The sequence below is a fragment of the Mesorhizobium sp. B3-1-9 genome (assembly GCF_006439595.1).
Lineage (GTDB): Bacteria > Pseudomonadota > Alphaproteobacteria > Rhizobiales > Rhizobiaceae > Mesorhizobium.
The window spans coordinates 360,836-373,090 of sequence record NZ_VFTJ01000006.1 but is presented as its reverse complement, the minus strand read 5'-3'; the positions used below and the strand labels follow the sequence as shown (position 1 = coordinate 373,090).

Sequence of the window (12,255 nt, the reverse complement as noted above, 5' to 3'; positions counted from 1 at the left end):
AACCGACCAGAGTTTCAGTGCCATCATCCATCTCGCTGCCGCCGTCATAAACTCACGATGAATCTCAACAAGCCCTAAAGCGCGTCGCGTCGAAACGGATTCATGCGACGCGCTTTAGGTCGTTGCTTGATGCTTGTCGTTGTCGCAAAACCGAGGTCATTTTTGCGCGACATGCATTCGCAGGAACTTCAGCGGCGCTCCCAGCGCATTCCGGCAAGCCTTGGATCGGCAAAGGCGGTGCGCGAGAATTCGAGCCGCCTGTCCGGGAATTCGCAGATTGCCTGCAGGCCGAAAGAGCCGATCCGGATGCGCCAGGTCTGCGGCTCCAGCGGCTTGGCCTTGGCAAAGCCCTTGCATGTCAACAGCGCGATGTTGGCGCCCTTGGGATCGCGCACCGAGCGATAGCGGATCGCCTGCAGTTCGGCCTCGCGGGCGACATCGGCGATCGCCTGACAGGCGGTGTAGTCGGTGGCGTGCGTCCAGGCCTTCTCGTCGCGATCGAGCGGCGGCCGTGCCAGGTCGATCGCGCGATCGCATTTTATCGCGGCGGCGAAGGCGGTGTATTCCGCGGCGTCGTTCGGCCATGGCGTCGCGGGCGATTCCGCGAAGAACAGCAAGCGGTAGAAGGCCATTTCCGCCACCGCCGTCAGCACCGTCTCGGCGGCATAATAGACGCCTTTGGTCTTGCCGGCGCGGCGGAAGCGCGAGCCGTACGGGTAGACGGAGCCATAGCGAAAAGGCGTCGCCAGCAGGTAATGGAGATGGCGGCATTCCATCGGGATCTGCGGCTTGGTGTCCTCGATGAGGTCCTCCAGCAGCGCCTGCTCGTCGAGTGTGTCGATGAGCTTGAGGGTCGAGACACGGTGCTGCGCCTCGACCATCCGCCAGTACTTGCCTTCGAGCTTGACGGCCTCAGACGAGAGCGCGCCGGGAGTCCAGGTAGGCAATGACATCGACAAGTCCGGCAATCGTCAGGATTTTCTCGAGCGGCGTGCCGTCGAGCGTGGTGTTGGGGCTCTTCAGCCACGCCCGGGCGACGGTCTCGTCGCCGCCGACGATGGCGTCGAGCGAGCGGAACAGGCGAACGAACAGCACCGCCAGCTCGAACGGCTTGGTGCCGCGTTCAAGCAGGAATTCCTGCCGGCGCATACGCGAGACCGTCGCTTCCGACACGCCGATGACCAAAGCGAGCGTCCTGGCGGTGATGTCGAGCAGGTCGGCCGCGCGCAGCGTGGCCTTGGTGATGACGGCGTTTTCGGCCGCCGTCGCGGCCGCGACTGGACGTTGCATGAGCGCACCCTTTTCATTTCTGTGGAAAATATAGTCCACAAAAATTCGTCTGGAAAGAGGCGTGTCAGTCTTTCTTGTAAAGCAGCCAGCCCTTGGCGGGGCGGCCCGCCGTCGTCGAATGCCTGGTGACGCGGTTGCGGCCGCCGACCTTGGAGCGATAAAGTGCCCGGTCCGCCTTGGTGTAGAGGTCTTCGGGGCTTTCCGCCTCCGAAGCCATGCAGATACCCAGCGATACGGTAACGGTGCCGTAGTTGATGCCGCTCTGGCTGCTGGCGAACGGGGTCTGCTCGATGAGCGCGCGGATGCGCTCGGCGATCTCGTAAGTGGCTTCCTCGCTGGCGCCCTCGACGATAAGCGCGAACTCCTCGCCGCCGGTGCGCGCGACAAATATGTCGGAACGCACGCTGGACTGGAAGATCTCGGCGATGATCTGCAGGATCCTGTCGCCGACCGGATGGCCGTAGCGATCGTTTATATCCTTGAAATGGTCGATATCGGCAAGGATCAAGGCGTTGAACAGGATGCCGCGATTGCTGTTGTAGATCCGGGTGATCTCCTTGTCGAAGGCGCGGCGGTTCCACAGCTGCGTGAGCGGATCCGTGTCGGCCAGCCGCTTGTATTCCTCGAGCTTCGACTTGACGCTTTCAAGCTCGGCCGTCTTTTCGCTGAGCGTGCTGGCGATCTGGCGGCCGTGGTCGATCGTCGAGCTGGTGGCGGCCGACATAGCGCCGGCGATCTTTTGCAGGAGCTCTTGCGAGAGCAAGCTGCGATTGCTTAGGCCGCTCGATGTCTCGTCGAGGATGCGGCCGTACTTCTCGATATGCGAGTGCTCATTGCGCAACAGCATGGCAATGTCCTCAAGCTCCTTGGCCACCATCTCGCGGGCGTGCTCGACAATGGTGGGGCCGTGGTGCTGCGGGAAGAAGGTCCGCCCGATGCGATCGAGGTCCTCCTGGGTGGGACGGTTGTTCAACGAGACGACGGCAAGGCTGAGCTCGCGATTGCTGCCGCTCAGCGCCTCGTAGAAGATTTCATAGTTGCGCGGCAGGCCGAGGACGCCGAGCTGTCGCATCGTCGCCACGACGGTGCTGGCGATGTCGGTATTCCTGTCGGTCGGAATGGCTGCCGGCTGCATGTTGTGTTCACTTCCCCTTCAGTGCGACCGGAGACCTGCCACCGCCGGGAGTCGCTCACGCGGGGATTTGAATCAGAATTGCGGTTGCGACGGCGCGTCCCCAACACGACCATTGCTTGTGGGAAGCATAAATGCGGTCCCGCTAAAGTTTCCTTAATAGCCGGCATTTCCTCATTGTCTCTGCTACCACAGGGTGCAAAGCGGGTGCAGCCGCGGCTTCTGAAACGCGTCGCTCCGGTGTCGCATTTGCCGGTGCCCAGCCATTTCAAAACTGAAATTCTATTCGGCAAAGAACGGGGCAGATGATGTCGACGGAGGCCGGAATGGACGAAAACCATAGCGGATCGTGCCTGTGCGGGGCGGTGCGTTTCAGGACGAGCGGGCCGTTGCGCGGCGTCGTCTATTGCCACTGCTCGCAGTGCCGTCGGCAAACCGGCCATTTCGTCGCGGCAACCGCCTCCAAGGACGCCGATATCGTCATAGAGGGCGCCGCCGCGCTCACCTGGTACGGCGCCTCCGACGTGGCGAAACGCGGCTTCTGCCGCACCTGCGGCTCGCTGCTCTTTTGGAAGCACAATGAACTGGAGACGATCTCCATCATGGCCGGATCCTTCGAGAGGCCAAGCGGCCTCTCGGCGGAAAGCCACATCTTCGTCGGCGACAAGGGCGATTATTATTCGATCGAGGATGGGTTGCCGCAGTTCGAGAAATCGACGCCGTCGATAAAGGTCGCGGACGGATGAATTTTGCGGCGGCTGCCTTATTCCCTTGATCCCGCCATTGCGATATCCCCTGCCGGTGACTCGCAAAGGGGCAGAGGCATGCAGCGGCTGATCGATGCTTTCATCAATTCGGTGCGGGCTTTTCGCAAGCTGGCCGCCCACGAAAAGGCGTTCCAGCAGGAATTGCTGTTGCTTGCTCTTGCCTTGCCGGCCGGCTGGTTCATCTCGGTCTCCTGGCGCGGCTATGCCCTGCTGATCGGCGCGGTGCTGCTGCTGATCATGGTCGAAGTGCTCAACACCGGTATCGAGGCGGCCTGCGACGCGATCTCGCGCGAGTTCCATATCGACATCCAGCTTGCCAAGGATTGCGGCTCGCTGGCGGTGCTGATTTCGATCGTGATCGCCGGCGGCGTCTGGGGCGTCGCCCTCATCGAACGCCTTGTCGGCGCGCCGATCTGATCCTCGCGGATTGATCACGATCCCGCCCGGTTTTCCCTGGCGCGTTCGCGCTTCGCGAAGTGATGGCCTACCAACCAGGCGACCACGGCGATAACGATGCCGACCCCAAGGGCGATGAGCAGGCGCTCATGGCGAGCAAACGCCTGGCCCACAATGTGCTCCGCGCCGAGGCCGAAGACATAGCCGATGCCGCTGAACAGAGCCGCCCAGACCGCGGACGAGATGGCATTCAGGATGACGAAACGCGGCATGGACACGGTCGACAGGCCGGCGGCGATGCCGCCGACCAGGCGCATGCCGTAGATATAGCGGTTGGTCAGCACGAAAATGTTGGGATGGATGTTGAGCAGGCGGTAGGCGCGGCTGAAGCCCGGACGCCTGCGCAACAGTCTCACATAGCGATGTTCGGCGAAGCTGCGCCCCATGGTGAAGAAGAAGGTGTCGCCGGCGAAGGCGCCGACAAAGGCGGCGAGGAAAGTCTGCCACAACACGAAAAAATGCTGATGAGCGAAGAAGCCGCCGAGGATCGCGGCGCTTTCGCCTTCGGCGACGCAACCTAGGAAGACCGCGATCAGCCCGTATTGCTCGATGAGGTGGTGGATGGTCTCGCTCATTCTGTTGCGGACCGCGCGGACAGTTTCTCGTCGATACGCCTGATCTGCTCGGCCATGCGCAGGATTTCGTCACGCATGCCGATGATCTCGCTGTGGCGCAACTCGTCGAGCTTTTCATGCAGGGCCATGATCTCGATCTCGGCCTTCAGATTGACCTCGTAGTCATGCGCGGCGTCGATGCGGTCGCGCTCGGTCTGGCGGTTCTGCGACATCATGATCACCGGCGCCTGGATCGCCGCCAGCATCGACAGAACAAGGTTGAGGAATATGAAAGGGTAGGGGTCGAAGGCGTCGCGCGTGAGCAGCCAGGCATTGCCTACGGTCCAAATAACGAGAAAGGCAAGGAAGCCGAGGATGAACGACCAGGAGCCGCCGATCCTGGCGATGCTGTCGGCGACGCGGTCGCCATAGGTCTCGTGGAAGGCGACGGCCTTGTTGGTGTCGCGCGCGATGGTGGTGCGCTCGAGCGTCGACTGCAGCACGCGGCTCTCGAGCGGACCGAAACCGTCCGGCTTTCGCTTGAGCAAACGGTTCGCCATGTCCTCGACGATCTTGTTCATCTGCCTTCTCCTTCGGCCGGGCGTCGATAGAGGTAGAGGCTGCCCGGCCGGACGTGAAGTGCTAGATTGCGGCGAACAGGCGAGGAAAACGATGCTCGAATTCCAGAAAATCCATGCGCGCGCGGCAAAGCGCAAGGGCGGGGAGGCCGTGTTGGCGCTGATGCTCGGCCCGACGCCCGACAATACCGCGGTGGCGAAAATCCCTGACGACCGCATTCTCTCGACCATGGCCGAGCGCATTTTCGCCGCCGGCTTCGTGTGGCGCGTCATCGAACAGAAATGGCCGGGTTTCGAGGAAGCGTTCCTCGGCTTCGAGCCGAAGCGGCTCTTGTTCCAGCCGGACGATTTCTGGCACGAGCTGGCGTCCGACAGCCGCATCGTGCGCAATCCGCAGAAGATCAAATCGGTGCGCGACAATGCCGCTTTCGTCGATCGCGTCTCGAAGGAGAATGGCGGCTTCGGCAAATTCATCGCCTCCTGGCCCGCGGACGATCAGGTCGGCCTGACCGCTTATCTGGCCAAGCATGGCAGCCGGCTCGGCGGCAACACCGGACAGTATTTTCTGCGCTGGATGGAATGGGACACGTTTGTCGTCTCCACCGACATGGCGGCGGCTTTGCGCGACGCCGGCCTCGATATCGCCGAAAACCCGACCTCGAAGCGGGATCTCGACAAAATCCAGGCACAGATCAACCGATGGTCGGCCGAGACCGGCCTGCCGCGCCGCCACATCTCGCGCATCCTGGCGATGTCGATCGGCGAGAACCGGTCGGCAGAGGCGTTGCGCGAGTACATGGGCGATTAGCCTGAGCGCATTCGTGCGCACCTTGGATTGGCACAAGCAATCGCCATTGCGGGGCGATTTCAGCCACGCTAAATCCGTTCCATGACCAAGACCGCTCCCGACATCCTGCGCATCGCCGTCGCCCAGCTCAACCCGACCGTCGGCGACGTCGCCGGCAATCTGGCCAAAGCGCGCGAGGCGAGGGCGGACGCGGCGCGCCAGGGCGCCGATCTGGTGCTCTACACCGAGCTCTTCCTCGCCGGTTATCCGCCGGAAGACCTGGTGCTGAAGCCGTCCTTCCTGAAGGCCTGCGAGAAGGCGGCGCAGGATTTCGCCAAGGACACGGCCGACGGCGGCCCCGGCGTCATCATCGGCACGCCGCTGAAGCGCAAGACCGGCACGCATAATTCCATCGTCTTCGCCGACGGTGGCAAGATCATCGCCGAGCGCTACAAGCTCGATCTGCCGAACTATGGCGAGTTCGACGAGAAGCGCGTGTTCCAGGCCGGACCGGAGCTGCAGGGGCCGGTCAATTTCCGCGGCGTGCGCATCGGCGTTCCGATCTGCGAGGACATCTGGGGCGACATCGCTGTCTGCGAGACGTTGGCCGAGAGCGGCGCCGAGATCCTGCTGGTGCCGAACGGCTCGCCCTATTACCGCGCCAAGATCGACGTCCGCCACCAGATCGTCATCAGGCAGGTCATCGAAACCGGCTTGCCGATGATCTACGCCAACCAGCTCGGCGGACAGGACGAGCTGATCTTCGACGGCGCGTCGTTTGCAATAGGTTCCGACAAGACGCTCGCCTTCCAGATGAGCCAGTTCGAGGACGCGGTCGACGTCACCACCTGGAAAAGAAAGGGAGACAGCTGGGTCTGCTCGGAAGGTCCTATGTCGAAGATCCCCGAGCGCGAAGAGGCCGATTATCGCGCCTGCATGCTCGGCCTGCGCGACTACGTCAACAAGAACGGTTTCAAGAACGTCGTGCTCGGTCTCTCCGGCGGCATCGACTCCGCGATCTGCGCGGCTTTGGCCGTCGATGCGCTGGGCGAAGAGCGGTTGCGGACCGTCATGATGCCCTACCGCTATACGTCGAAGGATTCGCTGAAGGACGCCGAGGACTGCGCCAGAGCGCTCGGCTGCCGCTACGACATCGTGCCGATCTCCGAGCCGGTCGAAGGCTTCAAGCACGCGCTGACCCAGCTCTTCGAAGGCACCCAGGAAGGCATCACCGAGGAGAACCTGCAGAGCCGCGCCCGCGGCACGATCCTGATGGCGATCTCCAATAAGTTCGGCTCGATGGTGGTCACCACCGGCAACAAGAGCGAGATGTCGGTCGGCTACGCCACGCTTTACGGCGACATGAACGGCGGCTTCAACCCGATCAAGGATCTCTACAAGATGCAGGTCTATGCGCTGTCGCGCTGGCGCAATTCGCACGTGCCGCCGGGCGCGCTCGGACCCTCTGGCGAGGTCATCCCGAACAACATCATCGACAAGGCGCCGTCGGCGGAGCTGCGCGAGAACCAGACCGACCAGGATTCGCTGCCGCCCTATCCGGTGCTGGACGACATTCTGGAATGCCTGGTGGAGAACGAGATGAGCGTCGACGACATCGTCGCGCGCGGCCACGACCGGGCCACGGTGGCACGCGTCGAGCACCTGCTCTACATCGCCGAATACAAACGCCGCCAGGCGGCGCCCGGCGTCAAGATCACACGGAAGAATTTCGGCCGCGACCGCCGCTATCCGATCACCAACCGGTTCCGGGATCGCGGCTAGTCCGCGAGATTGCGCCGCGCATGCAGGATATCGAAATCAGCTTCGACCTGTCGCGGATCGATTTCCGGGCGACCTCCGACCAGCTCATGCAAAGCTATTGGGGAGCGTCGCGAACCGACGAGGCGAACCGTCGCGCCTTCGACAATTCGCTTTGCGTCGGCGCCTATCTCGACGGCAGGCAGGCCGGCTTCGCCCGCGCGATCACCGACTACACGGTCTTTGCCTATCTTGCCGACGTCATCGTCTGGCCGGAGCGTCGTGGGCATGGCATCGGCAAACGGCTTGTGCAGGCACTGCTAGATCATCCCGATATGAAGACGGTTTCTCATTGGAGCCTCACGACCAGCGACGCTCACAGCCTCTACCAGAAGTTCGGATTCCGGGCGGAAGGGCGCTACATGCGACTGGATCGCTCACCCGCTGCCTGAGGCCTGGCCACAACCCGCCGTTGTTGCAAATTCGTCTCAGTGCTTGGACCAGATGCCATTTCCGTGACGGGCTGACTTGGCGATCGGCTGATGCCTCCCTATAAGGGCGTTTCCGCGATTCCCTTCCGGGAGGACCGTATGGCAGGATTTGACATCGTTACGCGAGGCCGCGAGGCCTAGGTCGGCGCCGGCGCTCCGAGGGTTTCTCGGAGAGCCAGGAACAGGCGTTTGCCGCTGCCGGTCGCCGCCTTCGGGCGGGCGGCCTACCATACTGAACCTCCCGCTTTCAGAGACGCCGCAACGCGCGGACGCGGGTTTCCAATTTGATTTTACCGGGACCGGGCTCGTTTGCGCCCGTTTGACATCATGGCTCGTTTCAAGATCGATCTGCGCGCGAGCGCCTTTCGCAGTGTGCTTGGTTTTACGTTCAGTCACTGGCGCCACCAGCCGTGGCGGCTTTCGCTCATCATGGGCGCCTTCCTGCTCTCGACGCTCGCCGACGTGCTGACACCCTTTTATTCAGGCCGCCTGGTCGATGCGGTGGCCAGCGGCGCCGGAACCGACGCAGTCGCCTGGAATGCGGCGATGACGGCGTTCTCGACCCTGATGGCGCTGGCGCTGGCAGGCGTCGTGCTGCGCAATGCCGCCTTCCTGTGGATCGTCGAGCTGACGCTGAAGATGATGTCGGACATTGCCGCCGATGCCTTCCATCGGGTGCAGCGCTTCTCGACGGATTGGCACGCCAACAGCTTTGCCGGATCGACGGTGCGCAAGATAACGCGCGGCATGTGGGCGCTGGACCTGCTCAACGACACGATCCTGATCGCGCTTCTGCCGTCGGTCGTCATGCTCGTCGGTTCGACGCTGCTGCTCGGCTGGTTCTGGCCGCTGATGGGGGCTGTGGTGGCCGCCGGTTCGGTGCTGTTCATCGCGGTCACGGCGATGCTGTCGCTCGGCTATGTCGCGCCTGCCGCGCGGCTCGCCAACAGCTGGGACACGCGGCTGGGCGGCTCGTTGGCTGACGCGGTGAGCTGCAATGCCGTCGTCAAGGGCTTCGGCGCGGAGGCGCGCGAGGAAGCGCGGCTGGCGCGCGTAGTCGCCAAATGGCGCCTGCGCACCGGACGCACCTGGATGCGCGGCACCGCCAACGGTACCACGCAAGGGGCGCTGCTGCTCCTGATGCGTGCGGCGGTGATCGGTCTTGCTCTGATGTTGTGGGCCTGGGGCCAGGCAAGCGCCGGCGACGTCGCCTTCGTGCTGACCTCGTTCTTCGTGCTGCAGGGCTATCTGCGCGACATCGGCACGCATATCCGCAACCTGCAGCGCTCGATCAACGACATGGAGGAACTGGTCGACTTCCAGTCCGAGCCGCTCGGTATCGAGGACCGCCCCCGGTTCTCAGCCAATCCGGATCACCGATGGGCACATTGCCTTCGACAAAGTGACGTTCCACTATGGCAGTCACCTTCTGCCGCTCTATCGCGATTTCTCGGTCGATATCGGGGCCGGCGAGCGTGTCGGACTGGTCGGGCATTCGGGCTCGGGCAAGACGACCTTCGTCAAGCTGATCCAGCGGCTTTATGACGTGAATGCCGGGCGGATTCTGATCGACGGCCAGGATATCTCGCAGGTCGAGCAGGCGTCGCTGCGCGGCCAGATCGCCATCGTCCAGCAGGAGCCGATCCTGTTCCACCGCTCGCTTGCCGAGAACATCGCCTATGCCAGGCCCGGCGCCAGCCAGGCCGAGATCGAGCATGCGGCCAAACTCGCCAGCGCGCATGATTTCATCACCAACCTGCCCAAGGGCTATGGAACCCTGGTCGGCGAGCGTGGCGTGAAATTGTCGGGCGGCGAGCGTCAGCGCGTGGCGATCGCCCGCGCCTTTCTGGCCGACGCGCGCATCCTGATCCTGGACGAGGCGACGTCGAGCCTGGATTCGGAATCGGAAGTGCTGATCCAGAGGGCGATGGAGCGGTTGATGATCGGGCGCACGACCCTGGTGATCGCGCACCGGCTCTCGACGGTGCGGGCGCTCGACCGGCTGCTGGTCTTCGATCGCGGGCGTATCGCCGAGGAAGGTTCGCATGACGACCTGATCCGGCTGAACGCCGGCATCTACCGGCGGCTGTTCGAGCGTCAGGCGCTCGAATTGACCAAGGGCCTCGTGGCCTGAGGAAAGGGGACTGCGCCCGGCCCCGGCCGGGCGCAGCCGGAGCATCGTCTTCGGAGCGATCCGCCTGCCAACTCGACTGTTACAACCGCCTTCACGTTATGCGGATATGGCTGCATAATGTTCTATTCAATTTTCTTTCTATACATTGAATATTTTAGTAGTTGCTCTCTTAAATTTGATCGTCTCGCGCTTTTTGAAGCAACATTCGTCGTATATTTACAGAAAAGCAAATCGGATGCGATAGGCGCTGGCCTCCAGGATTTTTTGTTTCTGTAGGAATGCCGGTTGAACGGAGATTTTCTTTGGGAAACATGACCGGCCCGGGAAAGGTGGCCGCGCCGTCGACGCTGGAGTCCCAGCATGGCTCGGTTCGGCCTTTGGCCGCCGGGGATCTCGAGCACGTCGCCGCGCTATTCCTGATGAAGTTCCGCCATCGTCGCCTCCAGCGCGATCGCGCGATCGCGCAGACGGCCGACTACATGAGGGAGCTTTACCTTGATGGGGATGAGAGCAAGGCTCTTGTCCAGATCGATCCGCAGGGCCGCCTAGGTGGCTTCATGGGCGTTCTGAAAGCCCGCTACGAGCTCAACGGAAGCGCATTGAACGCGGCCATCATCGGTCCCTTCATGACCGACTCAAATACCGATCACGGTTGGGCCGGGCCGCAATTGCTGCGTACCTTGCATCAAGGCGAATTCGATCTCTACCTGACCGACTCCGCCAATCGCACGTCCTTGGCCTTCGCGCGTCCGATGAAGTATCAGCTCCTGCCGGTGCACTGCCTGGAATGGACCTGTGTTTTCCAGCCGGGCGCCATGGCCGCCGCCGCGCTGCGCCGTAGATGGCCTGGGCTGCCCCGCCTTGCGCTCGATCCCTGCGTGAGAGCATTCGACGCTCTTGCAAGAAGAAGGTTCGAGCCATCGGCCCAGCACTCGTCTTCCCAACGGATCCACCGGGAGCCGATCGATGCGGTCCGATTTGCGGAGCGACTGCCAATCCTCATGACCGATTTCTCCCTGCGCCCGAGTTGGAAGGAGGGCGAGTTGCCGCGGCTGCTTGCGCTGGCGGCCGAGAAACGAGCCGACGGGCCACTCCATTTCGGTGGGACCTACGACGAAACGGGCAAGATGCTGGGCTGCTACGCTTTTTATGGCCAAGCCGGCGGCGTCGCGAACCTGCTGCAAATCCAGGCATCCGGATCCCACTGGGGCGCGACGCTGGATGCTCTCATCGCGGCGGCGCGGGATATGGGTTGCGTGGGCATTGCCGGGCAGTCCCAGAGCCGATTCATGCCGCAGCTCTTCGGCCACCAGCATGTGTTCTTCCGCTATGCCGGCGGAACGATGGTCCGCTCGCGCATTGCCGAGGTCGCGGAAGCGGTCCGCTCCGGCGACATCTTCATCGGTGGATTGATGGGCGATCGTTGGACCCGGCTCAGTTCCGATGATTTCGGCCGCGTCTGATGATCTTGCGATATGACGCCATTCCGGATGGAAGGCCACGGCGAAGTTAGTTCCCCAGAAGAGGGATTTTGACCCGTCGGCTCTGTTTGCGTTTGGCAGGGGCATGCGTTGGAGATTGGCCTAAACGCCCGTCGCGATCGTCATTCCAGGGCGAAGCAGGAGCGAAGCTCCGTCGCGAAGACCCTGGAATGACGAGGTTGGGGCGGCTTCGACAATCCCCGGCGTTTGCGCTGAAATCCTGCACAAGGCAACGACAGCCCTTCAAAATCCCTGTGTCGGGGAACTAGCCGCTTCACACTTTTCCTGAAATTGCTTTGAATCAGGCGAATTTGCGCGGCGCGGCGCAGAAGCTGGCGATGATTTGGCAAAGGTCGGGTTCGTTGACCATGCGGACGGCTTCGTTCGGGCCAACCCATTTGCGCGTTCGTGCGCGCTTCTCTTTCCAGCGATCCGCGACACGGTCGACATGCAGCGGAAAGACCAGGACCTCGCAAGGCACTTCCTCGCCGGAGGCGAGGACCTTGGCATAGAAATAGCGACCGGCTTCAAGATGCGATACCTTGCCGCGCAACCCGGCTTCCTCGCCTGCTTCACGGGCAGCCGCCTCGCAAAGCGGCTCCCTGGCCTCCGGCCAGCCCTTGGGCAGCACCCAGCGCCCGGTGTCGCGGCTGGTGATCAGCATGATCTCGACGCCGTTCTCGCCCTCGCGCCACGGCAAGGCGGCAACCTGCAGGCGACAAGGCGCGACGCCGAAGAGCCGCCGGACTCTTTCGGCCATCTGGTTGTGCGTCGTTGGCCTCGTCAACATGGTAAGAAGCTGCCCCAAGCCTCCAGAATCGTTTTGC

General features: G+C 62.7%; 12 protein-coding genes and 1 pseudogene. 7 read left to right on the top strand and 6 right to left on the bottom strand.

The window, feature by feature from the left end:
• Positions 1–188: 188 nt before the first annotated feature.
• The 3 genes from FJW07_RS14510 to FJW07_RS14500 form a co-directional block, all read right to left on the bottom strand.
• Positions 189–953, bottom strand: a complete 765-nt coding sequence (locus FJW07_RS14510; protein WP_140857149.1) for an RES family NAD+ phosphorylase — start codon at positions 951–953, stop codon at positions 189–191.
• Complete coding sequence (locus tag FJW07_RS14505) at positions 913–1,290, bottom strand: MbcA/ParS/Xre antitoxin family protein (RefSeq protein ID WP_140646156.1); 378 nt, start codon at positions 1,288–1,290, stop codon at positions 913–915. The genes FJW07_RS14510 and FJW07_RS14505 overlap by 41 nt, the downstream gene beginning before the upstream one ends.
• Before the next feature lie 64 nt (positions 1,291–1,354).
• Positions 1,355–2,425 carry a diguanylate cyclase gene (locus FJW07_RS14500; protein WP_140857147.1) on the bottom strand — a complete coding sequence of 357 codons (1,071 nt, stop codon included), beginning with the start codon at positions 2,423–2,425 and terminating at the stop codon, positions 1,355–1,357.
• Between the two features lie 323 nt (positions 2,426–2,748).
• Here FJW07_RS14500 and FJW07_RS14495 point away from each other — a divergent pair, with 323 nt between their 5' ends.
• Positions 2,749–3,168 carry a GFA family protein gene (locus FJW07_RS14495; protein ID WP_140857145.1) on the top strand — a complete coding sequence of 140 codons (420 nt, stop codon included), beginning with the start codon at positions 2,749–2,751 and terminating at the stop codon, positions 3,166–3,168.
• Positions 3,169–3,246: 78 nt separating this feature from the next.
• A complete protein-coding gene (locus tag FJW07_RS14490; protein WP_140627450.1) occupies positions 3,247–3,606 on the top strand; it encodes a diacylglycerol kinase in 360 nt (119 codons plus the stop codon).
• A gap of 14 nt (positions 3,607–3,620) precedes the next feature.
• Here FJW07_RS14490 and FJW07_RS14485 read toward each other — a convergent pair whose 3' ends face one another.
• The gene (locus tag FJW07_RS14485; RefSeq protein WP_140857143.1) at positions 3,621–4,220 is read right to left on the bottom strand and encodes a DedA family protein; all 600 of its coding nucleotides are present in this window, start codon (positions 4,218–4,220) and stop codon (positions 3,621–3,623) included.
• Entirely contained in the window at positions 4,217–4,780 is a 564-nt protein-coding gene (locus FJW07_RS14480; protein WP_140857141.1) for a DUF1003 domain-containing protein, read from the bottom strand. Before FJW07_RS14480 ends, FJW07_RS14485 begins: the two co-directional genes overlap by 4 nt.
• A gap of 91 nt (positions 4,781–4,871) precedes the next feature.
• Here FJW07_RS14480 and FJW07_RS14475 point away from each other — a divergent pair, with 91 nt between their 5' ends.
• The 5 genes and pseudogenes from FJW07_RS14475 (at position 4,872) to FJW07_RS14455 (ending at position 11,410) form a co-directional block, all read left to right on the top strand.
• Entirely contained in the window at positions 4,872–5,585 is a 714-nt protein-coding gene (locus FJW07_RS14475) for a DNA-3-methyladenine glycosylase I (protein ID WP_140857139.1), read from the top strand.
• 81 nt (positions 5,586–5,666) lie between these two features.
• Positions 5,667–7,346, top strand: coding sequence for an NAD+ synthase (locus tag FJW07_RS14470; RefSeq protein WP_140783255.1), 1,680 nt, complete (start codon positions 5,667–5,669; stop codon positions 7,344–7,346).
• Positions 7,347–7,366: 20 nt separating this feature from the next.
• Positions 7,367–7,774: a GNAT family N-acetyltransferase gene (locus FJW07_RS14465; RefSeq protein ID WP_140857137.1), complete on the top strand. Its 408-nt coding sequence runs from the start codon at positions 7,367–7,369 to the stop codon at positions 7,772–7,774.
• A gap of 366 nt (positions 7,775–8,140) precedes the next feature.
• Positions 8,141–9,947: pseudogene (locus FJW07_RS14460) on the top strand (ABC transporter ATP-binding protein).
• Positions 9,948–10,258: 311 nt separating this feature from the next.
• Positions 10,259–11,410, top strand: coding sequence for a hypothetical protein (locus tag FJW07_RS14455; RefSeq protein ID WP_140857171.1), 1,152 nt, complete (start codon positions 10,259–10,261; stop codon positions 11,408–11,410).
• A gap of 319 nt (positions 11,411–11,729) precedes the next feature.
• Here the strand turns inward: FJW07_RS14455 and FJW07_RS14450 are convergent, their stop codons facing one another.
• Positions 11,730–12,218, bottom strand: a complete 489-nt coding sequence (locus FJW07_RS14450; protein WP_140646146.1) for an NUDIX hydrolase — start codon at positions 12,216–12,218, stop codon at positions 11,730–11,732.
• Positions 12,219–12,255: the final 37 nt, after the last annotated feature.